The 24,079-nt window shown below is 52.0% G+C and carries 23 protein-coding genes; 21 read left to right on the top strand and 2 right to left on the bottom strand.

All coding sequences use genetic code 11. The annotated features are described in order from the left end of the window. Nucleotides 1–122: 122 nt before the first annotated feature. The 6 genes from EJN92_RS01515 to EJN92_RS01490 all read left to right on the top strand — a co-directional run bounded on the left by EJN92_RS01515 (nucleotide 123) and on the right by EJN92_RS01490 (nucleotide 6,677). Entirely contained in the window at nucleotides 123–2,360 is a 2,238-nt protein-coding gene (locus tag EJN92_RS01515; RefSeq protein ID WP_126126219.1) for a RelA/SpoT family protein, read from the top strand. A gap of 303 nt (nucleotides 2,361–2,663) precedes the next feature. Beyond that, nucleotides 2,664–3,065 carry an IS66 family insertion sequence element accessory protein TnpA gene (gene tnpA / locus EJN92_RS01510; protein ID WP_126126218.1) on the top strand — a complete coding sequence of 134 codons (402 nt, stop codon included), beginning with the start codon at nucleotides 2,664–2,666 and terminating at the stop codon, nucleotides 3,063–3,065. Further along, complete coding sequence (tnpB, locus tag EJN92_RS01505) at nucleotides 3,062–3,409, top strand: IS66 family insertion sequence element accessory protein TnpB (protein ID WP_126126217.1); 348 nt, start codon at nucleotides 3,062–3,064, stop codon at nucleotides 3,407–3,409. Before tnpA ends, tnpB begins: the two co-directional genes overlap by 4 nt. A 53-nt stretch (nucleotides 3,410–3,462) precedes the next feature. Beyond that, nucleotides 3,463–5,028, top strand: coding sequence for an IS66 family transposase (tnpC, locus tag EJN92_RS01500; RefSeq protein WP_126126216.1), 1,566 nt, complete (start codon nucleotides 3,463–3,465; stop codon nucleotides 5,026–5,028). Nucleotides 5,029–5,319: 291 nt separating this feature from the next. Continuing rightward, the gene (locus EJN92_RS01495) at nucleotides 5,320–5,730 is read left to right on the top strand and encodes a hypothetical protein (protein ID WP_126126215.1); all 411 of its coding nucleotides are present in this window, start codon (nucleotides 5,320–5,322) and stop codon (nucleotides 5,728–5,730) included. After that, nucleotides 5,727–6,677: a CapA family protein gene (locus EJN92_RS01490; RefSeq protein WP_126126214.1), complete on the top strand. Its 951-nt coding sequence runs from the start codon at nucleotides 5,727–5,729 to the stop codon at nucleotides 6,675–6,677. The genes EJN92_RS01495 and EJN92_RS01490 overlap by 4 nt, the downstream gene beginning before the upstream one ends. A 265-nt stretch (nucleotides 6,678–6,942) precedes the next feature. On the opposite strand, the gene EJN92_RS01485 is transcribed toward EJN92_RS01490, so the two are convergent. Then, complete coding sequence (locus tag EJN92_RS01485; RefSeq protein ID WP_170174846.1) at nucleotides 6,943–7,104, bottom strand: hypothetical protein; 162 nt, start codon at nucleotides 7,102–7,104, stop codon at nucleotides 6,943–6,945. A 657-nt stretch (nucleotides 7,105–7,761) separates the two neighbouring features. On the opposite strand from EJN92_RS01485, the gene EJN92_RS01480 reads away from it, so the two are divergent. The 14 genes from EJN92_RS01480 to EJN92_RS21520 all read left to right on the top strand — a co-directional run bounded on the left by EJN92_RS01480 (nucleotide 7,762) and on the right by EJN92_RS21520 (nucleotide 22,718). Further along, nucleotides 7,762–8,067, top strand: a complete 306-nt coding sequence (locus EJN92_RS01480; protein ID WP_227869652.1) for a hypothetical protein — start codon at nucleotides 7,762–7,764, stop codon at nucleotides 8,065–8,067. A gap of 98 nt (nucleotides 8,068–8,165) precedes the next feature. Beyond that, on the top strand, nucleotides 8,166–8,570 hold the full coding sequence (locus tag EJN92_RS01475) for a DUF1801 domain-containing protein (protein ID WP_126126211.1): 405 nt from the start codon (nucleotides 8,166–8,168) through the stop codon (nucleotides 8,568–8,570). A 70-nt stretch (nucleotides 8,571–8,640) separates the two neighbouring features. Further along, nucleotides 8,641–9,072 carry a DUF4160 domain-containing protein gene (locus EJN92_RS01470; protein WP_126126210.1) on the top strand — a complete coding sequence of 144 codons (432 nt, stop codon included), beginning with the start codon at nucleotides 8,641–8,643 and terminating at the stop codon, nucleotides 9,070–9,072. Nucleotides 9,073–9,127: 55 nt separating this feature from the next. Further along, nucleotides 9,128–9,619, top strand: coding sequence for a hypothetical protein (locus EJN92_RS01465; RefSeq protein ID WP_126126209.1), 492 nt, complete (start codon nucleotides 9,128–9,130; stop codon nucleotides 9,617–9,619). A 453-nt stretch (nucleotides 9,620–10,072) separates the two neighbouring features. Next, the gene (locus tag EJN92_RS01460; protein ID WP_126126208.1) at nucleotides 10,073–11,599 is read left to right on the top strand and encodes a DUF2868 domain-containing protein; all 1,527 of its coding nucleotides are present in this window, start codon (nucleotides 10,073–10,075) and stop codon (nucleotides 11,597–11,599) included. 44 nt (nucleotides 11,600–11,643) lie between these two features. Beyond that, complete coding sequence (locus tag EJN92_RS01455; protein WP_126126207.1) at nucleotides 11,644–13,110, top strand: DUF3482 domain-containing protein; 1,467 nt, start codon at nucleotides 11,644–11,646, stop codon at nucleotides 13,108–13,110. 113 nt (nucleotides 13,111–13,223) lie between these two features. Beyond that, entirely contained in the window at nucleotides 13,224–15,764 is a 2,541-nt protein-coding gene (locus EJN92_RS01450) for an EAL domain-containing protein (RefSeq protein ID WP_126126206.1), read from the top strand. 383 nt (nucleotides 15,765–16,147) lie between these two features. Continuing rightward, the gene (arfB, locus tag EJN92_RS01445; protein ID WP_126126205.1) at nucleotides 16,148–16,585 is read left to right on the top strand and encodes an alternative ribosome rescue aminoacyl-tRNA hydrolase ArfB; all 438 of its coding nucleotides are present in this window, start codon (nucleotides 16,148–16,150) and stop codon (nucleotides 16,583–16,585) included. A gap of 297 nt (nucleotides 16,586–16,882) precedes the next feature. Then, on the top strand, nucleotides 16,883–17,704 hold the full coding sequence (locus EJN92_RS21730) for a potassium channel family protein (protein ID WP_227869651.1): 822 nt from the start codon (nucleotides 16,883–16,885) through the stop codon (nucleotides 17,702–17,704). 61 nt (nucleotides 17,705–17,765) lie between these two features. After that, nucleotides 17,766–20,072 (top strand): DNA polymerase III subunit gamma/tau, encoded by a 2,307-nt coding sequence (locus tag EJN92_RS01435; protein ID WP_126126204.1) that lies wholly within the window; start codon nucleotides 17,766–17,768, stop codon nucleotides 20,070–20,072. A 47-nt stretch (nucleotides 20,073–20,119) separates the two neighbouring features. After that, nucleotides 20,120–20,446 (top strand): YbaB/EbfC family nucleoid-associated protein, encoded by a 327-nt coding sequence (locus EJN92_RS01430; protein ID WP_126126203.1) that lies wholly within the window; start codon nucleotides 20,120–20,122, stop codon nucleotides 20,444–20,446. Nucleotides 20,447–20,630: 184 nt separating this feature from the next. Continuing rightward, complete coding sequence (gene recR / locus EJN92_RS01425) at nucleotides 20,631–21,227, top strand: recombination mediator RecR (protein WP_126126202.1); 597 nt, start codon at nucleotides 20,631–20,633, stop codon at nucleotides 21,225–21,227. Nucleotides 21,228–21,281: 54 nt separating this feature from the next. After that, nucleotides 21,282–22,532 carry a CaiB/BaiF CoA transferase family protein gene (locus EJN92_RS01420; protein ID WP_126126201.1) on the top strand — a complete coding sequence of 417 codons (1,251 nt, stop codon included), beginning with the start codon at nucleotides 21,282–21,284 and terminating at the stop codon, nucleotides 22,530–22,532. Nucleotides 22,533–22,550: 18 nt separating this feature from the next. Further along, nucleotides 22,551–22,718: a hypothetical protein gene (locus tag EJN92_RS21520; protein WP_170174838.1), complete on the top strand. Its 168-nt coding sequence runs from the start codon at nucleotides 22,551–22,553 to the stop codon at nucleotides 22,716–22,718. Here the strand turns inward: EJN92_RS21520 and EJN92_RS01415 are convergent. Then, nucleotides 22,690–23,292 (bottom strand): MarC family protein, encoded by a 603-nt coding sequence (locus EJN92_RS01415; RefSeq protein ID WP_126126200.1) that lies wholly within the window; start codon nucleotides 23,290–23,292, stop codon nucleotides 22,690–22,692. The genes EJN92_RS21520 and EJN92_RS01415 overlap by 29 nt on opposite strands. 448 nt (nucleotides 23,293–23,740) lie before the next feature. On the opposite strand from EJN92_RS01415, the gene EJN92_RS01410 reads away from it, so the two are divergent. Next, complete coding sequence (locus EJN92_RS01410; RefSeq protein WP_126126199.1) at nucleotides 23,741–23,959, top strand: DUF1289 domain-containing protein; 219 nt, start codon at nucleotides 23,741–23,743, stop codon at nucleotides 23,957–23,959. Nucleotides 23,960–24,079: the final 120 nt, after the last annotated feature.

Here is a 24,079-nt window from a genome sequence, read left to right as displayed (position 1 = left end):
AATATGCGAACAACAGCCCGGCGTTCGCCATCGCTGTAGCGGAAGATTTGCCATAATCCAGAAGTAGGGAGAGTGGCATTAGTGGGCTTAATTAGGCCTAAGAATAGTTTGAAAAAATAATTATGGTATCGATCTCAGCGACATCCTCAGATTCTCCCTTGTTGGAGGGCTTGTCCGAGTCAGAGTCTGAAAGGGTCATGGCGGCCCTGGAATTTGTCACCCCTTACTACGAAAATTGCAGTGTCATTACTGAGCAAAACGCCTTGCAATTTGTGCAGGGCGTAGTCGCCACTCTGGCCATGCTAAAAACCGATGTCGATACCCGTATCGCTGGCCTGCTGTTTGAATTGCCCGAGCTCAATCCGCACGCTGCCGAGCAGATCGAAGCGCGCTTTGGTCACGAGATCGCTAATTTGGTTTCTAGCATACGTCGCCTGATGCGCCTGCGCGATGCCGCGCTGACTCAGCACGATGTAGGCCGCGGCAAAGACGCTGCCGAAAAAATGGCGACCCAAATGGAAACCCTGCGCAAGATGGTATTGGCGATGGCGACCGATATGCGGGTGGTGCTGGTGCGCCTCGCTTCGCGCGTGACCACGCTGCGCTATTTTGCCGATTGCAAGCGCGAGGATGGTCTGGCCCAGCAATTTGCCAGCGAGACCATGGACTTGTATGCGCCATTGGCGAACCGCCTCGGGGTCTGGCAACTGAAATGGGAGCTGGAGGATTTATCTTTCCGCTTTTTAGAGCCGGTTCAGTACAAACGCATCGCCAAAATGCTGGAAGAAAAACGCCTGGAGCGCGAGAGTTTCGTGGTCACGGCGATTGCCAGACTAGAGAGAGAGTTGGCGGCAGTCGGCGTCAAGGCCGAAGTCTCGGGTCGGCCCAAGCACATCTATAGCATCTGGAAAAAAATGCGCGGCAAGGACGTCAACTTCGACGAGTTGTACGATGTGCGCGCGTTTCGTGTCATCGTCGATGACGTCAAGGATTGCTATACCGTGCTGGGCATCGTGCATAACGCCTGGACCCCGATCACTAAAGAATTTGACGACTATATTTCGCGCCCGAAAGCGAACGGCTACAAATCTCTGCACACCGTGGTGGTGGTCGAAGATGGCCGCCCGCTAGAGGTGCAGATCCGTACGCGCGAGATGCATCAATTTGCCGAATATGGAGTGGCGGCACATTGGCGCTATAAAGAAGCGGGCGGCTCCAACTTCTCGGCGCAAGAATACGATAGTAAGATCGCCTGGCTACGCGAACTTTTGGCCTGGAAATCCGAGGTTGCCGATGTGGTGGTCGGGCAAGAAGAATTACAGCGTGAATGGGTAGAAAAAATCAAGGCGGCCTCGCTGGACGACCGCATCTATGTGCTAACCCCGCAGGCGCGTGTGATCGAGCTACCTAGCGGTGCCACGCCGGTCGATTTTGCCTATCATTTGCATACCGATGTCGGCCATCGTTGCCGTGGTGCGCGCGTCGACAATGTCATGGTGCCCCTGAATACCGCTTTGAAAAACGGTCAAACGGTAGAGATCATCACACTCAAAGTCGGCTCGAATCAAACCGGGCCTTCACGCGATTGGATGGGCGCAGATTATTCGGCCAGTAGCCGCACCCGCAGCAAAATCCGCGCATGGTTTAACCTGATTGATCAGCAAGAGACGCTAGGTAACGGCCGTGCCCTGGTCGAAAAAACCTTGCAGCGTGAGGGCAAGACCGCGGTTAATCTCGATGAATTGGCGCGCAAACTGGCCTTTGCCAATGTCGATGATTTGTTTTTGGCGGTAGGCAAAGAAGAGTTTAGCCTGCGCCAGATAGAAAACGTCTTGCGCGATCAGCCAGAGCCGGTAGTGCTGGATGAAATCAGTATCACCAATAAAAGCAAGGCATCGAGCGTCACGCGCGGCGCTAAATCGGGCGTGTTGGTGGTCGGCACCGATGGCTTGATGACGCAATTGGCGCGCTGCTGTAAACCAGCACCGCCGGACGATATCGTCGGTTTTGTGACGCGCGGCAAGGGTGTCTCTATCCATCGTTTAAATTGCAAAAATTTTGCCGAGATGCGCAATAAGGCACCGGAGCGGGTGATCCACACCACCTGGGGCGAGCATGGCAAAGAGACCGTTTATCCGGTAGATATTTTTGTACTGGCGCAAGACCGGCAGGGGCTGCTCAGAGATATTTCTGAGGTCTTTTCACGCGAAAAAATCAATGTCATCGGGGTCAATACGCAAAGCGCCAAGTCGCAAGCCCGCATGTCATTTACCGCCGAAATCGGCGGCACCGCACAACTGCAAAAAGCGCTGGCAGTGATACGCGAAGTGAGTGGGGTGCAAGAGGTGCGGCGTCAGTGATGGCTAGCTTCTTTTTGCTCTGTGAGCGCAATCAGGAGACCGGACCGGTCGCGTAGGTCCGATTAGCGCAGCGTAATCGGGCGGATTTTTCTTTTTGCGCGAAATCTAAAACCACACCCTGCCAACGCGCATATTCCATGCGCTTCTTCAAGCATGCTGGCCTGCGAGGCGCATGGGATATGCGTGTTGGCGGTGTGCTTGGTTTACTTTTGTGGTGGTTGCTGTGTAAGCGTCCAACGTAACCATCTGGGAATTGAGAACGTTATAAGTGACACTCCACTCTTTCAATGATCTGGAGTTAGCATGAATTTCAATCCTCTCAAAGTGGCGTTTTGGACTAAGCATCAGCAGCACTGGGCTGAGAGCGGCTTATCACTGAGCGCGTATTGTCGACGTGAAGCCATCGGCTACTCCACGTTTTATACCTGGCGCAAACGCCTCGCTTCCATCGTTATTGATCAAAGCGTCACACTTGCCACACCCGCTGTAAAATCGTCAGTAGTTTCTCAAGCTAAGCACACCTCCCTCACGACAATCGCATCGACATCGCCGCGGCCAGCCATGAAGCCTTGCAAGTTGGTGCCGGTGTCGATCAGGGCATCACTTCCCGAGATTGTCTTGTGCAGCCCGGCCGGTTGGCAGGTGACTATTTCTAACCATGTTGACTTACCCGTGTTGGCGCAATTGCTGCGGCAACTACCATGAGCCTGCCACTGACTCCGGCACAGGTGTATCTCGCTGTCGAACCGATCGATATGCGCAGCGGTGTTGACGGACTTTCCCTGCATGTACAAGAAAGTTTGGGTAAGCCACCTTGCGATGGCAGTGCCTATGCATTTCGTAACAAGAATAGCACCCGCATCAAGCTATTGATCTGGGATGGCACCGGTGTTTGGTTATGTATGCGACGCTTGCACAAAGCTCGCTTCGTCTGGCCGCAGAGCCATGATGCGGCGTGTGTCTTGTCGAACGAAGAATGGCAATGGCTCACCACGGGCGTTGACTGGCCCCGACTTAATGCGTCGCCACAATCGAATTGGCGCGTATAAAAAGGGATGCCTCCCCCTGTTAACTTTCGGTCGGGCGAGGTATACTTTCGTGCATGGATATCGCCACCAAACTCGCCCAATTCAACGCTGACCCCGCACTGACTCAATGGGTGATGGCGCAGTTGAATGGGGCCGGACTGGCACAGGCGGAGAAGGCTGCTTTGCAGGATCAATTACGTCGCAAGGAGCACGATCTTCACGTCAAAGAATGCAAAATTCAAGCCTTGACTTTAGAACTGGCGTATCACAAACGTCTCAAATTCAGCGCAAAAGCCGAAGCGTTTACGGTACAACAACGCGACCTGTTTTTAGAGTGCGAACAAAGCGACCTGGCTGCGATGCAGGCCGAGCTTGCCCAATTATCTTCAGCGACAACACCACGTAAGCCAAGCCCTACCGGACGTAGGCCACTGCCAGCGGAACTGCCGCGCATTGAACATCGTCATGAGCCAGAAAGCTGCACCTGCGCTCAATGCGGCAAAGACCTGATCAAGATCGGTGAAGACATCAGTGAACAACTCGACGTCGAACCAGCACGCTTCTTTGTGCATCGGCATATTCGCCCTCAATACGCCTGTCGCGCTTGTGAGACAGTCACCGCAGCAGCCATTCCCCCGGCAGTGATCGATCGTAGTCTGGCGGCACCAGGATTATTGGCATGGGTGGTAATTCAAAAATATCTCGATCACTTACCACTGTATCGGATTGAGCAAATCAGCAGTCGACACGGTGTTGGCATTGCCCGCTCCACACTGGCCGAGTGGGTAGGACGGATTGGCGTCGCCCTGCAACCGCTCAGTGACCGGTTGGCAGAAATACTCAAGCAAGGACGAGTGCTGCATGCCGATGAAACCCCGGTGCCGCTGCTCGACCCCGGCAATGGTAAGACCAAGCGTGCCTATCTATGGGCATATCGCAGCAATGCCTTAGAAGACCAGCCTGCCATCATCGTGTTCGATTTCCAAACCGGACGCAGTGGCAGTCATGCGCGCGCGTTTCTGCGGCATTGGCAAGGCCATCTTATGGTGGATGATTATGCCGGCTACAAAGCCCTGTTCGCGCTGGGCATCACCGAACTGGCCTGCCTGGCGCACGCCCGTCGCAAATTCTTCGACCTGCACGCCGCCAATGGGCATCCGATTGCCAATGAGGCACTTACACGCATTGCAAAGCTGTATCACATTGAGGCCGAGGGTAAAGGCGACAGTATCGAACAACGACAACAACGACGTGCTACACAGGCGCTGCCAGAACTCAAAGCGATGCATGCCTGGCTGATTCACACACGCCAACAGAGCGCCGATGGCAGCAGTCTCGCCAAAGCCATCGACTACAGCCTCAAACGCTGGAGCGCGATTGAACGCTACGCCAATAGCGGTCATCTGCCAATCGACAATAATCCGATTGAAAACGCCATTCGCCCTATTGCCATTGGCAAAAAGAACTGGCTCTTCGCCGGTTCTGAACGAGCAGGCCGACAAGCTGCCGCCATTCAAAGCCTGCTCGCCACCGCGAAAGCCAATGGCATAGAACCTTTGGCATGGCTTAAAGGCACACTCGAAAAATTACCGACGCATCCAAACAGCCGGATTGATGAACTGCTACCGCTGCCTTGTTAATGCGCTTTAGGAATAAATGCTAGACGGATCTGTTGGACGCTTACGTTGCTGTGCCATTGCTGGCAACTGGTAGAGCGGCGGCTACTTACTTAGCACGTACCGCTTTTATGTTGAATCGTCGCAAATCATGATGAAGACCTTGCTCTCTGCTGCGTTGTTCAATACTTTTCAATACTATTGTATTTAAATAATAAATTCGTCTCCAGAATTGCTTCTGCCGCTATCATGGCGGGGGCATATGCAATCAACGACAAGACGATTTTTGTCATTTTCATTTTTTACCGGACTTTTATGCATAAAATAATTTGGATCATGGGACTAGTCGGCCTTTTTTTCGCTAGCCTTGCCACTACTTCTGCCTCTGCGGTTGAGCTGCGTTGTGAGATTAAAGTGTCGGGTACTGTCAATACACTGCAAGTGGCCAAGAGTGCTGATCCTTACGTCTACAAGACGCTTGATTTGGATGGCGGTTATCGCTTTTCTATGCAATATCTTGCGAATGAAAATAAATTCAAAACCTATGTGTATCACGAATCAAAAGAGCGTTATGTGTTGATACATTTAAGCGAAAATATTATTCAAGAGAATGTCTGCGCCAGTCATGCACAGGGCTTTGGGCTCCATCGTATTTACTCGGCAAAATTCGAACGAGAGTTACTATTTCAATGCACACCAGTTTGCGCAGACAAGGAGCAAAAATGAATAAGTCTTATTTTGCGTTCATCGCGGCACTTATTTTTGCCGCTTCCGCGCATGCCCAGCAGACCGCTGTCAAGCTGTTATTTGTCGGCGATCTGATGGTCGATGAGTTGCCAGGGCAGCTCATTAAACAAGGCAAAAACCCTTTTGCGGCGTTTGAGGCCCAGTTTTCGCAAGCTGATCTGCGTTTCGGTAATTTGGAATGCAGCGTCGGTAATACCGGCAAACGCGAAACAAAACCGTTTACCTTTCAGGCGCATCCGCGCGTGTTATCGACCATCAAGCAGCATTTTAATGCGGTGTCCTTGGCGAATAATCACACTGGTGATTATGGTCCTGCTGCCTTTGGCAAGATGATGGATTTGTTAGAGAAAAAAGGGATTCCTTATTTTGGCGGAGGGCGCGATGTCCGTGCTGCGCATGCGCCTTATGTGAGCGAAGTTAAGGGCGTGCGCATTGCTATTTTGGCCTATGATGATTTTTTTCCTCGTAGCTTTGAAGCCTTGGAAGACCGGCCAGGCGTGGCGTGGGCCGATGATGATCAGATCGTGTTTGATATTCGTGCCGCCAAGACTACGCATAAGGCCGATATTGTGATTGTCTATCCGCATTGGGGTTGGGAGCATGAAAAAATGGCCTCACCACGTCAGATTCAATTGGCTCATTTGATGATAGAGGCGGGCGCAGACGCGGTTGTTGGCGGTCACCCGCATGTGACGCAAAATATCGAGATCTACCAAAACAAGCCGATATTTTACAGTCTGGGAAATTTCATATTCAATGGCTTTCACACGGAAGATTCACAGACGGGTTGGGCGCTGGAATTGATGGTGGATAAGGATAAAAAAATGGAGTGGAAGATCCACGTCGCCAAGCTCGATAAAAACGGCATTCCCCAATATGCGGGCGTATTGCCAGCAATCGAGGTCGCGAAGCTAATCTCACAATAGGGGCTTAAGATAGGGACGTGAAATAGGGCCGTGACTCAGTATCGCCCTTGCATTCTCGATACCTGTCCCTTGCATTTTTCTGGCGTGCAGGTGTTTTACTTCCGTCGTTGTTTTTCGATTGCCGGCCGGTGGTAGACCGGCGGCTACTTACTTTTCTTGCTTCGCCAAGAAGAGTAAGCAAAAGAAGGCGACGCAAAGTCGCTGTCCCTGCGGGATACCCAATTGTGCAGGTCGTAAAATGGGAAATGAAGCAAACTCGCTGCGCTCAGACAGCTTCACTTCTAATCCATTTTCCGCCCCGCACAATTGGCAGCGCCACATGCGAATTCGAGTCAAAAGCAAAGTCAAAAACTAATTCAAAAACCAGGTCAAAAGCCAGGTCAAAAGCCAGGTCAAAAGCCAGGTCAAAAGCCAGGTCAAAAGCCAAGTCAAAAGCCAAGTCAAAAGCACCGGATTGCCGTAGCGCGACGTGCCTGGGCAATGCGTGTGTAGAGAAACGGCAGTCGCGCTACGGATGTGTTGACCTTCGCCTTTCGCATGTGGCGCTGCCGCTTGTGCATGGCAGAAAATGGATTAGGAATGAAGCTGTCTGAGCGTAGCGAGTTTGCTTCATTCCCCATTTTTTGACCTGCACAGGCGGGTACCCGCAGGGCAGCGACTTTGCGTCGCCTTCTTTTGCTTACTTTTCTTGGCGAAGCAAGAAAAGGAAGTAGCCGCCGGTCTACCACCGGCCAGCAATCGCACAGCTACGACAGAAGTAAAAACAAGACCAAGCCACAGCAAAGCAAAAAAACGCATGCCGCCAGCGCGCATATCCCATGCGGTCTACAGGCTAGTGTGCTTGCAGAAGCACATGGAATATGCGCGGTGGCAGGGATGCTTATGAAATTTCATGCAAAGCTACGATCGCACCTTGCTGCGTTAAAGTGATGTTTTTGTCGATTTTGTTCAACTGTATAAATAGTCAGTATAACCAGATTTAGTCAATATCCACGCGGGTTTCAAGGTACTTGAAACAAATTGTCTTTTTTAACACGCTCGGTTAATATTGCAAAATGAAAATTAAAACACGTTAAGGCTCATGATGTCACTTGCATGTCCCAAGTGCGGGGTACGTATTAATGCGCTGAAGGTTAGCGAAAATTTTGTTTGTAGTTCCTGCTCCGTTGCTTTGAAATGTAAAACAACTGGTCTATTTATTTGTGCGTTTGTGCTCTCAACTTTCGCAGATTTTATTATTTATCCATTTGTGTATGGCGTTGCTGGTACAGATTGGTGGCCTGGTTTTGTTCTACGCATATCCATCAGTGGAGCTGTATTTTTTGCATTATTATTCTTATTGGTGGACACCTATGGAAGCATTCAGGTTAAAGATGAATCCGAGGACTAGCCTTAACAGGTCAATCGACGGAGAATCGCCAATGACTATTTCGCATAAATTTATGACCGTCGTGGCGATCTCGTCATTTCGGCGTTAGGCCTCAGAAAATGGCTGCCTCAAAAAATCCAACGCTTAGTTCCTTTGAAGCCGTGTTCGCACTTGCTTCCGAAGAGCAACGCCCAATAGTCGAGGCGCTTCATCAGAAAATCCTAAGCGTGCACCCAGGTGCCTACATGCTTGCTTGGCCAAAGCAAGGCATCGTCAGCTACGGCTTTGGTCCTCGAAAGATGCTTGATCACTATGCATATATAGGCATCCAAGCGAAGCACACAAATTTGGGCTTCTACCGCGGAACCTCGCTTTCCGATCCCGCAGTACTCCTTGAAGGAACTGGCAAATCCCTTCGTCACGTCAAAATCAGTACCCTCGCGCAGGTCGCCTCACCTTCAGTTTTGGCTCTGCTAAAAAATGCAATTGCCGCGCAAAGTACTCATGCGAAATCTGAGGCCTAACCCTTCAATCGAGAGGACGTCACCCGGCAAGCCGGGCGCCGCCTCTCATCTCAAACGTTAGGTGCAATTTATGAAATTCTCCGAAATGTCAGTTGAAGAATTAAAAAAAACACCTTGGTTTCATAATGTCGAACCTGAGCAATTAAAATCATTTGATGATTTTGCTGCTTGGCTAGAGGCAATTCTTCATAACCCATGCAATGTATGGGAAGAAAATGGAGAAATGTTTCTAATTGAAATTAAGCAGCTTGTAGCTAAAGTAAATGGACTTAAAATAGAAATTTACCCAGATGAACACCCACCACCGCACTTTCATGTAAAGTCGCCAAACATTGATGCCAGTTTTAATATTGAAAATTGCAATTTGTTAAAGGGTGAAATTGAGGGCAGAGATAAAAAGAAAATAGAGTATTGGCACAAACATGCAAAACCTCTTCTAATTGAAATATGGAATTCAACAAGACCAACAAATTGTTCGGTAGGTGCTTATCAGGGCACCTAACCCATCCATCAAGCGGGACGCCTTGCGGCGCCCATCATGTCAAACGTTAACCCACATGAACATCTGGATTTCTGCAATCGCAGCGGTGGCTGCTCAGCCCATGTTGCTTCTCTTGCGCATGTTGCCCGACTATCTCTCGTCTCCCCAGTCGCATTACGGTATTGGCTTCGTGCTGTTCGCGGTGGTGGCTGTCAGTGCGACGCTAGTACTAGTACTTGGTGTTCCTGCATTTTTGGCGCTGCGAAAACTTCGTCGCGATAGTTGGCGTTCACTTGGCATAGTCGGTTTTGTGCTTGGTGCCTTATCCGCTGCGACCTCTTGGCCTAGTCGTCTTGATGGCTACTCGGCCGGGCAGAACTGGCATGGCAAGTACATCGAAACTTATGTTGATGGTGTGCCGACTGCTTATGCGTGGTTCACCTATGCAGAGGGAGTGGCGCTCTTTGCGCTGCATGGCGTAGTGGGTGCACTGGTTTTCTATGGGGTTTGGCGGTGGCGCCAGTACCCTAAGCAGTCATTGCAGAGGCGCAGTTCCGACGGTGGCTAAATTCAAAGCGCCAACGCAAACCGCCGCCCCGCGCGCTAAGCCACTGGCCTGCGCTGCTCAGTTATACTCCTGCCAGTACCAGAGAATTCATGGTGGTTCGCGCATACCGGATGCGGGCTTCTAAAAATACTCCCTCTATTTGCTTAATCTCAAAGGGCTACTCAGCGACGGTGTATCGTCAGGCCACGCTAAAACTTAGCGCTTTGACGGGAGCTGTCGCATCTGATCGCAGCGTGTTTTATCCGCCCCAGCTGGTTCGCACAATCTGCGCATAGCGGTTTTTTGTTGTTGAACTTGATGAGATGATTGTTAAAGCGAGATAAAGGGAGAAACTTATCTCCTAGTCGTTTCTTTGTCGTTTCTTTGTCTTTTTGCATCAAATCTATCGCGTTATAATGTGCTCTTATCTATTTTTCTTTCTTGCGTGTGGTCCGCAGATCAATCAGGAGCTTCATGAATCAGTCGTTTTTCCGAAACATAGTGTTGGTGCAGGCGATAGAGAATGCGGACGCGGAGCGCCAGATTCTAAGCGAGGATGATAGACGCTACGCCAGTCGTAGTGCGCATGAGTTGGCGCAATGGGCGGCGGCCGAGAAGCAGGTGGCGCTTAGCTCTGAGTTGTTTCTGCAAGCGCGGGCCGAGCAAATTTTAAAAAAACTGATTGAACGTCATGCCGGTCTGGCGCGCTTGGTGGCGGGTAAGAGTCGCTTGGCAGGGCTAGGCTGGGGCTTACCTTTGCTGGCTTTTTTGTGCGGTGGCTTACTCGACCGGATGGGCGACACCCATAGAGTCGATTTGTTAGCGGCGCCTTTGCTGCTGATTATTTTGTGGAATTTAGTGGTCTATCTGTTGTTACTAGTGCAGATGGTTTTTCCTCAGTTGGGGCGTACTCCCTGGGATGCGCTTAAGCGTGGCGCGGTTTTTGCACTGGCCGCATCGCCGCAATTGCCGCGTGCTACGCCTGTGGTTCTGGCTAGCGCCCTGACTAAATTTAATGCGGAGTGGTTAGTGCTGAGCGGCCCGCTGCTGAGCGCCCGCGCCAGTCGCATCATCCATCTCAGCGCCGCCAGTTTTTCGCTGGGCGTGATTGCGTCTTTATATCTGCGTGGCATGCTGTCACAGTATGTGGCCGGATGGGAGAGTACTTTCCTCAATGCGGCGCAGCTACATGCGATTTTGTCGATGTTGTTTATGCCGGTGCAGCAGCTCTTTTCTATGCCGGGGTTTTCGCTGGCGCAAGTGCAGGCGCTGCAACTAGCACCACTGCAAATACCACACACCGACACCAGCGGCTACGGTGCTTTGTGGGTGCATTTATATGCCAGTACGCTCTTATTGCTGGTGATTATTCCAAGAACGCTACTCGCTTTGCTGGGGTATGCGCGGGAACGCTGGTTGGGCAAACATTTCAGTTTGAATCTGGCGCAGCCTTACTTTCAAACACTGACTGCAAAAATTGGCCCTGCGCAGGTGCCGCTGCTAAGAATTTTTCCTTATGGCTTTACCCTCGATGAGGGCCGTGAAAAAATTCTAAGGGCGGTGGCGCACAGCTTGCTCGGTGAGCAGGTGAATGTGATGTTGCGGCCCTCAACCGGCTATGGCGTGCAATTGCATGCTGCCTCGAAACTGGACGTGTCAGATAAAGGCAGCGCAGGATTGACGATCGTTTTATTTAATCTTAGCGCGACGCCAGAGCCAGAGAATCATGCTGAATTTTTAAACTCTTTCTTGCAGGCGGGTCCGCGGCCAGCGTCTGATCAGCTCGCCCGTGTGCTAGTGTTAGTGGACCAATCGGCTTATCTGGAACGGCTAGGTGCGCAAGCCGGAGCTGAGCAACGTCTGCATGAACGTATCGCCCTATGGCGGCAATTTTGTGCCACTCAGCAGGCCGCTTGCATGGTGCTCAATCTACGCGAGCTGCAGAAAAGTAGCGATGATATCGGGCGCGGCTGGCCTGGCGCTGCTGGCTTAGCAGCCTGATCGCGGCACTTTGCGCGCCACTTTGACCTCAGAATAATCTCCTTATGCCGACCACCACGAGTACTCCTTTGCAGATACAAATTGCGCTGATTTCGCACACCAATGCCGGTAAAACCACGCTGGCCAGAACTCTGACCGGGCTCGATGTGGGCGAGGTGCGGGATGCTCCGCACGTAACCAGTTTTTCCGAATCGCATATTTTGTTGCAGAACGCTGGCGGAGATCAATTGCTGCTCTGGGATACGCCAGGTTTTGGTGATACGGTGCGTCTATCTAAGCGTTTGGGCATGGCGGATAATCCTATCGGTTGGTTTTTGCGCGAAGTCCTGGATCGCTATCGCGACCGCACTTTTTGGCTGAGCCAGCAGGCGCTGAGAACTGCGCGCGAAACCGCCGATGTGGTGCTGTATCTGGTCAATTCATCGGAGGATCCGCAGGATGCTGGCTATCTGGCGCCTGAGATGGCGATACTCCAATGGTTAGGTAAGCCGGTCATCGTTTTGCTCAATCAAATGGGGCCGCCGCGGCCGCCGCAGGAAGAATTGGCCGAGTTACAACGCTGGCAGAGCTATCTGGCGGCGTATCCGGTGGTTCAGAAAGTGCTGGCGCTGGATGCTTTTGCGCGCTGCTGGGTGCATGAGCGCGTGTTTTACGATGCCTTAGCCGAGTTGCTACCTGACCATAAAAAATTGGCTTATGCCAGCCTGTTTGCGCTCTGGCAGCGCGATAATGAGCAGCGCTTGCAGGCAGCGATGGAATTGATAGCGCTGCAATTGATCAGGGCTGCGCAAGATGTGGAAGCGCTAGCGCCAGAAGAGACGGCGATGTTAAGCACGGTCTTGAAGGTGATAGGCATGGGTAAGCAGCGCGAGCAAAAACGCCATGATCAAGCGCTGCAGCAACTCATGTTACGGCTTAACGAGAATGTGCTCGCCAGCACCGCTGATTTGCTCAAACTGCATAGGCTAGATGCTGGTGCCGCGCATAAAATTAATCAGCGCGTGCATCAGCAGTATGTGGTGCGCGCGCCCTTGGATGCTAAACAGGCGGGCTTACTCGGCGCTATGTTATCCGGTGCTGCCACTGGGGTGTCTGCTGATTTGATGGCGGGCGGCTTAAGTTTTGGTGCTGGGGCCTTAGTTGGTGGTATTCTCGGTGCGCTCAGTTTTGCCGGTGCGGCCTGGGCCTTTAATGCCAGTACCGATAGAAAGCATCCACAGCTGCGCTTTTCAGATGAGTTTTTACATTCGCTGTTAGTCGCAGCGCTACTGCGCTATCTGGCGGTGGCGCATTTCGGCCGTGGGCGTGGTAATTTCGCCGAGGGTGAAGCACCCTCGTTTTGGCAAGCCGAGGTAGAGGCGGTGCTGAACGAAAACAAGCCGGACTTTGTGGCGCTCTGGCAGTCGGCGCGCAGTGCGCCTGAGCAGCTTGAGCGTAGTCAACTGCAACAGCGCTTGGCTGCGCAGCTGCTGAGCAGTATGTCGCAGATCTTGCGCAGGCTTTATCCTTAAGACATATACAAAGCAGCTTCAGTATTGGTGTCTAGACCTCGCCTTAGTCGCCTTAGCTTACAAGTGCAGGGTTTAAACGCTAGAAAATTGACAGAATTTATTAGGTAGAGAGTATGCGTCTTCGTCGTAGTTCGCGATCCTTTGTGGTTTTAATTGCCGTGTTTAGTTTGGCCTGTGTGCTGGGCTATCTGGTGGTGCGCCAGGCAGTTAATCGCACCATAGAACATCAGGCCTTAACTATCGCAAAAATTGTGGCAAGTCAGGCCACCACGGCACGCTCGGTGTATGCCCACGAGATCGTCGGTAAACTTCTTCAGGATGGTTTTGGTCCTAGCGTTGATTCGGCAAATAAGCCTGGTCATGTGCCTATCCCCGCCCAGTTTTTAAAATTGGTGGGGCAGGCTTCCTCGACCAATGCCGATAAGCTCTACGAATACAAACCCGTCAGTAAGTGGAACCTGGAAGTGAGCCAGGGCTTAGCCGATGATTTCTTGCGTTGGGCCTGGCCGCAACTAGAGTCGCAGGATCAGGCGCAACCAAAGGCAGCAATTGATTGGCAAGCGGTGTCGCGCTTTGAGATACAAAATGGACGCCGGGTATTGCGTTACTTGTCGGCCGATCCGGCCTCGCAAATGTCGTGCGCCAGTTGCCATAACGCGTATGAAAAAACTCCGGAAATTTTAAAGTTACGCGGTGCCCAAGGAATACAGATAGGCAAGCAGTGGCAGCAACATCAATTGCTCGGTGCCTTGTCGATCACGATTCCCCTTGATAAAACCGAGCTATTGGCAGGTAGCCAGATTAATCGCACCAGTATTTTTATTTTTGCGATTTTATTTGGCAGTTTTGCAGCCATATTTTGGTTCAACTGGCGCTTCGTTCGGCAAGCTAAATATTTGCAGAATGCCCAAACTCAGCTAGAGAAATCCGAGCTGGAAGCGCTCACCGCCAATACCCTGCTGTTTGCCAAGCAAGGGGTAGAGCAGGCGTTCTCTGAGCTATCGACCTACATGCAGGCAATCGATCAGCATGCCATCGTTTCAGTGGCAGATAGCGCCGGGCGCATACTCAAAGTTAACCCCAAGTTTGTCGCGATCAGTGGCTTTGAAACGAACGAGTTGATCGGTCAGGATCACCGTATTCTTAACTCGGGTCTGCATCCAGCTAGTTTTTTTTCGGACATGTGGAAAACTATCGCGCAGGGTGAAATCTGGCGTGGCGTGATTTGTAATCGCAGTAAGTTGGGGCTATTGTATTGGGTAGACTCTGCCATCGTGCCTATGAAAGATGCGCATGGCGTGGTGGTCAGTTATATCTCGATACGCATCGATATCACGGAGCGTAAAAAAGTTGAGCAAGAGATGCTGCACATGGCGACCCACGATGCTTTGACTGACTTAGCCAATCGCAGTCTATTGCGTGAACGTATGCAGGAGGCTCTGGACCTGGCCCGCGTTAAACAGAACATGACCGCAGTATTGTTTATCGACTTAGATCAGTTTAAGGCAATCAATGATTCTATCGGTCACGACGTCGGCGATCTTTTATTAATCGAAGTGGCGGATCGCCTGCGCTCCTGTGTGCGTGCCGATGATGTGTTGGCGCGCCAGGGCGGCGATGAATTCATCGTCTTTATGCCGAAAATTGAGGACCCTAGTAATGCCGCGACCTTGGCGAGCAAACTGCAATTAATTCTATCTACGCCTTTTAAGATAGGCGAACGTGAGCTCTACATTGGTTCTAGCATCGGTATCGCAGTGTCGCCGCAGGATGGGGGCGAGGTCGATGTTTTACTCAAAAATAGCGATACTGCGATGTACCAGGTGAAGGCGGCTGGGCGCAATCATTTTATGTTCTTCCATGCCGACATGAGTCGCTTAGCGGTTAGCCACTATGCCATGACGGCAGACTTGCGGCATGCCATAGCGCGTGATGAATTTTTCTTGAATTTCCAGCCCATCGTCGGGGTTCAGAGCGGCCAGATAGAATCTATGGAAGTTTTATTGCGCTGGCAGCATCCGGTCTTGGGCTTGGTCAGTCCGGTGGAGTTTATCCCGCTGGCGGAGAGTTCGGGCTTGATCGTGGCGATCGGTGAGTGGGTATTGCGCACTGCCTGTACCCAGCTACAAGAGTGGCGCTCGCTCGGTTACCGCTTGCCGCATTTAGCGATTAATCTCTCGGCGATACAGATACACCATAGCTCGATTTTGCAGACAGTCACGCGCATCCTGGCCGAGACCGGCCTGACTGCCAGCGCGCTAGAGTTGGAGATTACCGAGGGCAGTCTGATGAATAATACCGATGAGGTGGTCGCCACCTTGAGCGCATTGAGCCAACTTGGTGTGCAGATTTCTATCGACGATTTCGGAACCGGCTATTCGAGCTTGAGTTATTTGAAGCGCCTGCCTATCGATACCTTGAAGATAGATCGCTCGTTCGTCATGGATATTGGTGACGCTCAGGATGGTACTGCGATCGTTGCTGCCATCATCGCGATGGCGCGCAGTTTGAATCTGAAAGTGATCGCAGAAGGAGTAGAAAGCGCGCAACAACTGGCGTTCTTGCAAGCACAAGAGTGTGATCAATTTCAGGGCTATTTGTACAGTAAACCCTTGTCGGCCGCCGAGATGAGGCAGCGCTTGCTGAGAGCCTAAATGAGTCTGCGCAAGGACGAATTTAGATTTTAAATTGGCATAGGCTGAGGCGCATATTCCATGCGGCTTGCCAGCCTATCTGCCCGCAAACCCGCATGGGATATGCGCAAGCGGGCAGGTGCTTTAAATTTTTGCTAGTCATGGTGTCTATTTAGCTCGCTATACTAAGCCCTTCCCCCGCTCGCGGGAGAAGGGTTGGGATGAGGGTGGTTCAAATTGAGCACAATGTTTGATACTTCACAGTGCTAAGCGCATCAGTAATTTGAAAGCAAGTGTTGCTCAATCACCCTCACCCCGGCCCTCTCCCGCCAGCGGGCGAGGGAGTTCTCATCGTTGGCGGAACAGTTACCTGGCTTTTAATATAGAAAATAGAAATCAATAGTATGGAAAGTGCAGACACCAAATATTTTGAAATTAGCCCAGGCATTGCGATACACCTCAGTGAAATCGCTTTTAATGCGATACGGGCGCAGGGTCCAGGTGGGCAAAACGTGAATAAGGTCTCATGCGCGATTCATCTGCGTTTCGATATCGCCGCTTCTTCCTTGCCGCTGGAGTATCAACAGCGTTTGCTGGCTTGTTCGGACCAGCGTATTAGCAATGCCGGGGTGTTGGTGATCAAGGCTCAGAGTTCGCGCAGTCTGGAGAAAAACAAGGCCGAAGCTTTGCAGCGTCTGCGCGAGATTATCTTGCAAGCGAGCTTCGTCCCTGTGCTGCGTAAAGCCACTAAGCCGACCCGCGGTTCGCAGTTGCGCCGACTAGAAAGCAAGCTCAAACGTGGCGTCCACAAGGCCATGCGTGGACGAGTCAATGAGCACTAATGCAATCGCACATACGCCCCAGTCTTGTAGTATCCGACTGGAGCTATTGAAGTACGGCCATAGTCTTTAGACCCAGCGACAGCAATTTTTCCTAAGCCCTAATTGAGTAGTTTTGCCTAGAGTTGGAGAGAATATTTAGCGCTGGCTGCGTCATAAATTGATGCATATCAATAGCTAATTGGCTTGATTGTGGATCATGAACGAAACTTAAGCTAACTTAACTTAACTTAACTTAACTTAACACAAGGCAGTTGGCTAAATTACCGGCTATCCAATTCGCAAACGGCAAGGATGATGATGAAAAAAAAGCCCTATGCCCAGTCGCTCAGTGCTGGCGGCATTTACCCTAAGACCCAGCAATTTTTTGCCTGGCTGACGCGCCCCGTCCTGTTGCTTGCGCTGCTGCTGAGTATACCGGCTTTCTATTTACTGCTTGATGGTGAAAAAGACGCTAGCCGTTTGGCCGGGCATGTGTTGTATGCCAGTGCTGCCGTCTTGATCTTGCTAGACACGGTGTGGCAGTGGTTGCAGCATAGGAAGCAGCAGCGCCGCAGCGGTAAGCTGATGCTCGATGTCGCGATTATTCTCGGCTGCGCCCTGAGCGCCTTGCCCTCGCATTTTCAGTGGGGAATTATGGAGTGGATGCTGCGACTAGCTTTGTGCACGCTGATCCTGGTGCGCATTGCTACCCTGGTGTTGCGCCACATGAAACCGAGTTATTTGATTAAGCTGATCTTGCTGGCGCTGCTGATGTTGACTAGTGCCGGGGCTGGCTTCTACTGGTTGGAACCAACTGTCCTTAATTACGCCGACGGTGTCTGGTTAGCTTTCTCTACGGTGGCAACCGTAGGCTATGGCGACTTTGTGCCATCCACGCCAGCCTCAAAAATATTTGCCGTTTTTATTGTCTTGCTGGGCTACGCCATGTTCTCCATCGTGACGGCGAATATTGCCGCGCTGTTTGTCGGTGAAGAGGAAGCCAAGTTTGAGCGTGAATTGCATGGCGATATCCGCGCCCTCCATCAGGAAGTTGCCGCACTGAGGCGCGAACTGCGCGCCCAGGAAGCTCAGATTAAGACCGCAATGCAGACCAAATCCTCAATGGGCGATGACGCTTGAGCACGCATCTCAATTTATCGGGGTGTGTATTTTTGCGCGACAGATAAGGTAAAATTGCGGGATGTCATATCAAGTCCTCGCCCGCAAATACCGTCCCAAGAGCTTTGAAACGCTCGTGGGGCAAGAGCACGTGGTTCGTGCCTTATCCCACGCTCTGGAGCAGCAGCGGCTGCATCACGCCTATCTGTTCACAGGAACACGCGGGGTCGGCAAGACCACGCTGTCGCGCATTCTGGCCAAGGCTTTCAATTGCGAAACCGGCATTACGGCCCACCCTTGCGGTGTGTGCGGCGCCTGTACTGCGATTGATGCCGGGCGCTTCGTCGATTACATAGAGATGGATGCGGCCTCGAATCGCGGTGTCGATGAGATGGCGTCCTTGTTGGAACAAGCGATCTACGCCCCCTCGAATGCACGCTTTAAAGTGTATATGATCGATGAGGTTCATATGCTGACCAACCATGCCTTCAACTCGATGTTGAAGACACTGGAAGAGCCGCCCGAGCATGTGAAATTTATTCTGGCCACCACCGATCCGCAGAAAATCCCGGTCACGGTCTTGTCGCGCTGTTTGCAATTTAATCTCAAGCAGATGCCGCCCGGCCACATCGTTAGCCATCTGGATAATATCCTCGGTCAAGAACACATAGAATTTGAAGTGCCCGCCTTGCGTCTGCTGGCGCAGGGCGCGCATGGCTCTATGCGCGATGCCTTGTCGCTGACCGATCAGGCGATCGCCTACGCGGCCGGCAAGGTCACGCTGGACGCAGTGCAAAGCATGCTGGGCTCACTCGATCAATCGTATTTGCTACGCTTGCTCGATGCCCTGGCGCTGCAAGACGGCAAAGGCTTATTAGCGGTCGCCGACGAAATGGCGGCGCGCAGTCTGTCGTATAAGGCTGCCTTGCAAGATTTGGGTACTTTGCTGCACCAGATCGCGATTGCACAAATGGTGCCAGCGGCGATAGCCGAAGATCTGCCCGAACGTGCCGAGCTGATGCGTCTGGCGCAGCTGTTCGGTAAGGAAGAAATTCAACTGTATTATCAAATTGCGGTGCATGGTCGTAACGAGTTGGGCTTGGCGCCGGATGAATACGCCGGCTTTAGCATGAGCTTGCTGCGTATGCTGGCTTTCCGTCCGGCTGACGGCGCTGGCGATCAAGTGCAATCTGGCAGTGCACCGATGGCGCGTGCTCCGGCCGCCCGGGTTGCCAGTGCGCCGTTGGCGGTGACTCCGGTCAATTCGGTGCGTAGCAGTAGCGCTTTGCCATTGGCTTCGCCTGCGGTACCTGCAACTCCTGCATTTACAGCTCCAATTGCTCCGCACAATGCCGTCAGCGTGATGCCCTTGCCAGTCGCGGTATCAGCGCCAACCTCTACACCCGCATCCACGCCCGCATCCACGCCCGCATCTACAACAGCTCCGGCTGTTGCCGCCGTAGATGCGTCAGTCAAGCCCGCGCTTAGTCCTGCCATGGCAGCATTGGCTGCTGCCCGCGCCGGCAGTAATAAAGCCTTGGGCGGCAGTTCTGGCACACGTGCAGCGGCAGCAGTTGTTGAGCCGGTAGTGCCACCTGTGCTTGCCGTGGCTCCAGTGCCGGCCGCTATTGTGCCGCCAGCCGCCGTAGTCGCCGCACCTGCGGTCGCAGCTATGCCGGTAGTTGCGGCTATCGCTACGCCAGTCGCAGCAGTCTCAGCAGTCCAGGAAATCCAGTTTGAGCCAGCCGGTATGGATGATATGCCTCCGCCTTGGGATGACGATGTGATGTTTTCGTCCTCTCCAGCACCGGCTGCCAGACCATCCGCAAATCCTTCCATCGTGGCGCTGGTTGCGGTTCGTGCCCCTACGCCAGTTCCGGCTAGCACGTCTGTTGCAGCACGCGTAGATACTCCGGTGGTAGCTGTGGTTGTGAATGTGGCTGAGACCGAAGTCCCGCCTGCGATGACTGCCAGAGCGTTGATCGTGGTTCCAGTCACTGAATTGAACTGGGATGGCCATTGGCCGAATTTGGCAGCATCCTTACCGGTGCGCGCCGTTGCTCAGCAACTGGCGCAACAAAGTGAGTTGATTAAGTGCGAGATGAATGGCAATGCCGCGGTATTTCATTTGCGCGTGCCTTTGCCAACCTTATTGTCGTCGGGTAGCGTAGATAAACTAATCGCCGCCTTGTCTGAGCGTTTTGGGCGTGATGTGCGCATAGAGACGCAAATCGGTGCGGTAGAGCAAACCGCCAATGCGCAAGCGGTGGCGGAGCGCGCCGCACGTCAGGTGCAAGCAGAAAAATCGATACGCAGCGATACCTTCGTGCAGACTTTAATGAGAGAATTCGGCGCAACTATTGCCAGCGGCAGCGTTCGACCTATTTAAATTAAATCAGTTAAGTTAGTTAGTTAAATTAGTTTCAGGAGAAAATTATGATGAAGAACCAACTCGCAGGCTTGATGAAGCAAGCGCAAGCAATGCAAGACAATATGAAAAAAGCCCAGGACCAATTGGCTCTGGTTGAAGTTGAAGGACAATCCGGTGCTGGTCTGGTGAAGGTCGTCATGACGTGCAAAAATAACGTCAAACGCGTCACCATCGATCCATCCCTGTTTGGTGACGACAAAGATATGCTGGAAGACTTGGTGGCAGCGGCCTTCAATGATGCGGTACGCAAGGCAGAAGCCACCAGCGCCGAGAAAATGTCGGGACTGACTGCCGGCATGCCTATGCCTCCAGGCTTTAAAATGCCGTTTTAATTCATCTTGGGACTTACGTAAAAACGCCTTGACGTCGTTGTACTCGCCTCACAGTACTAAGGTACTCAAGTAAGTCTTCGGCGGTACGCCTGGCCGGAACAAGTTTGCGTCAGTCCTATATTTTTTGCTGCATGTGGTGCGCTTTCTGTCGATGCACCACAATATCTTTTTTTAAGATCTCCTCGTGAAATCCCTCAGCAGTCTTGAATTACTCAGCGAAGCCTTGCGTCGCTTGCCCGGAGTCGGGCCAAAATCTGCACAGCGTATGGCTTACCATTTGCTGCAGCATGATCGCGAAGGGGCCGCTATGATAGGGCGCGCCATGAACAATGCGGTAGAGAAGATCAAGAACTGCATTTCCTGTAATACCTTCACCGAAAATCAGCAATGCGAGACTTGCCTCGATACTGAGCGCGATGCGAGCAAACTGTGCGTGGTAGAGACGCCTACCGATCAATTGATGATAGAGCAGACCTTGACGTATAAGGGCCTGTACTTTGTTCTGATGGGACGTTTATCACCACTCGATGGGGTAGGGCCTAAAGATATCCATCTGGATAGACTGATTACCCGCGCCACCGATGGCGTGGTGAAAGAAGTCGTGTTGGCGACCAATTTTACCAATGAAGGCGAAGCCACCGCCCACTACATAGGTGAAACTTTAAAAGCGCGCGGCCTGGGCGTAACACGCTTAGCGCGCGGTGTGCCAGTCGGCGGTGAGTTGGAGTATGTCGATGCCGGTACGATCGCACGCGCCATGCTCGATAGGCGCGCAACTTAAATTTTCCAGGCTGCTTCTTTTACCATCTCTAACATCATTAGGAATGCGATTCTGATGACAAATCTGACTGCAAAAAACGCTGGACCCCTAGCCGGGATCAAGGTGCTGGAATTAGGTACCCTGATTGCCGGGCCGTTTTGCTCACGCATGCTGGGCGAATTTGGTGCTGAGGTGATCAAGGTCGAGTCGCCCGATGGCGGTGATCCGCTACGTCAATGGCGGGTCTTGAAAGACGGCACCTCCTTGTGGTGGAGCGTGCAGGCAAGAAATAAAAAATGCATCACTCTGAATATGAAGTCGCCCCAAGGGCAAGCGATCGCGCGCCAACTGGCGCTGGACGCTGACATCATCATCGAGAATTATCGTCCTGGCGTGCTGGAAAAATGGCAGCTAGGCTATGACGATCTGAAGGCGATTAATCCGGCTGCGATCATGGTGCGCTTGTCAGGCTATGGCCAGACTGGGCCTATGAAAGATATGCCTGGCTTTGGTGCGATTGCCGAATCCATGGGCGGCTTGCGTTATGTCTCCGGTCATCCGGATCGGCCGCCGGTGCGCGTCGGTATTTCTATCGGTGATTCGGTGGCTGCCATGCACGGCGTGATCGGTGCCATGATGGCCTTGCGCCACAGAGATGTGACAGGCGGGCGCTGGAATGGCAAGCCTAGCGCAGAGTGTGTTGCCGGGCAGGGCCAGATGGTCGACGTGGCTCTGTACGAGTCGGTGTTTAATTTAATGGAATCCCTGGTGCCTGAGTTTGATCACGCTGGCGTGGTGCGTGAGCGTACTGGTGGTGCTTTACCTGGCATCGTGCCCTCGAATACCTATACCACCGGCGACGGCGAGAATATTGTCATTGCCGGCAATGGTGATGCGATTTTTCACCGATTGATGCTGGCGATAGGGCGTGCGGATATGGCGAATGATCAACAGCTAGCACGGAATGACGGGCGGGTGCCACGCACTGCCGAGATCGATGCCGCAATTCAGACATGGTGTTCGACCCAGAACATCGATACTGCATTGCAAATACTCGCGCTGGCGGATGTGCCGGTCGGTAAAATTTACTCGGTGCGCGACATGATGGATGATCCGCAATTCGTCGCGCGTGACATGTTTGAACAGCATGCCTTTGCCGATGGCACGCCGGTGAAGTTGCCAGCGATTAGCCCCAAGTTGTCGCTCACGCCAGGGCAAACCCTGTGGTTGGGGCCAAAGCTGGGACAGCATAATGCCGAGGTCTTGCAGAGTCTGGGGTATAGTCAGGCCGAGATAGCGCAAATGCAGCTAGAAAAAATCATTTAATTCAATGGGAAGATCTTCATGAACAAGCAATTTTTCAAGCAGTTTGCCATCGCATTGATACTGTTTTTGCTGGGCTATTTTACTTTTAACAGTAAGTTGTTTGCCGCTGAGATGCCTATACAAAGTACATCTCAGCTTACTGTCCTTAGTGCCGCCTTTAGCCCAAGGTTTTCAGATAATCTCTGATACCGGCCAGTAGCATTTCGACTGACATGGCAGTCAGTATCAAACCCATCAAACGTTCAAACGCCGTCATAGCGCGGATACCCAGCACGCGCTGCAGGCGTTCGGCACTCAATAAGACGATTAGCCAGACCACAGCTACTGCGGTCAGTGCCGCTACGTGTATCACTACGTCCATTCGGCTATCGGATGAAAATAGCAATACTGTGGCCAGTGCCGAAGGACCGGCCAGTAAAGGGATGGCCAGCGGCACGATGAAGGGCTCATGGTCGCCTTCGGCATCGCCAAAAATCCCGCCTTCTTGAGGGAAAACCATACGCAAGGCGATCAGAAATAGGATGACGCCACCACCTATGCGCAGCGAGACTTCGGATAATTGCAGCGCCACCAAAAAGTGTTTGCCGAAAAACATAAACAACAATAACAAAGCAAATGCGATCGCGCATTCACGCACTACCACGCGCCAGCGTCGCTCAGGTGCAACGTTCTTGAGCGCGCTGACAAAGATAGGCACACTACCAAATGGGTCGGTGACCAGGATCAATAGGATGAAGGATTGGAAAAAATTTTGAGTCATTTTGTTCTTTTTAGAGTGAAAGATTTATCTGTCGCCAGGCTAGTAATGCGGGGGAGTTTGCCTTGCGCTGCCTATGCTTAAATCAGAATGAGCGGTCTGGAAAATTCAAATTTTTAACAAGACACTAGCCGCTTGCGCAATCCCCATGCGGGTTTCCAGCCTATCGGCTCTGTCAGGCGCATGGGGATTGCGTCTCCAGAGGGGCACTGTTTAAAAACAAAAATGTTTGAAATGTGACGTCGATGCAGCGTAGATGGCAGCTCAGATTGCAGCAATAAAGAGCCTGCGTAGGCCAGATTGTCCTACTGCAGGCACTAAGCTGTCAATCTTCGATGCCGATTTACTATGCTTTCGGTAGACTCAAAATCATGATTTAGTAGGGACTGTGCAAACCCAGTCTCTGCGGTTAACGTTACTATGAGAGTTGATAGATTGAAACTGAACTTGTATGACTGAAAATAAACTGCAAAACTCGATACTGGGCGACAGCGCAGAACGCCCTGATACGCCGTGTGTGGCGGTCTGCTCGACTACCTTTGATGACGTCTGTCGTGGTTGCGGGCGCACAGTCTCAGAGGTAGCCGATTGGGTGTTTATGTCGCAAGAGAGTAAAGAGCTGGTCTGGACCAGAATTCTTGCGCAGGGGTATCCGCGCCGAAATCGTTAAAGCAATGGCCTTAAATTTTTATCTTCAATGTCTGTGTAATTTAAACTTAATTAAAAAATAGGGCTTACACAAAATTGGTCGAGCTAAGTGTGCTGCCTCACATGACGTTAGTACTGTGAG

Origin of the sequence: Undibacterium parvum, assembly GCF_003955735.1 — a bacterium.
GTDB classification, from domain to species: Bacteria; Pseudomonadota; Gammaproteobacteria; order Burkholderiales; family Burkholderiaceae_D; genus Undibacterium; species Undibacterium parvum.
Note: the sequence above shows the minus strand (reverse complement) of the source record. Positions and strands in the feature narration are given on the sequence as shown.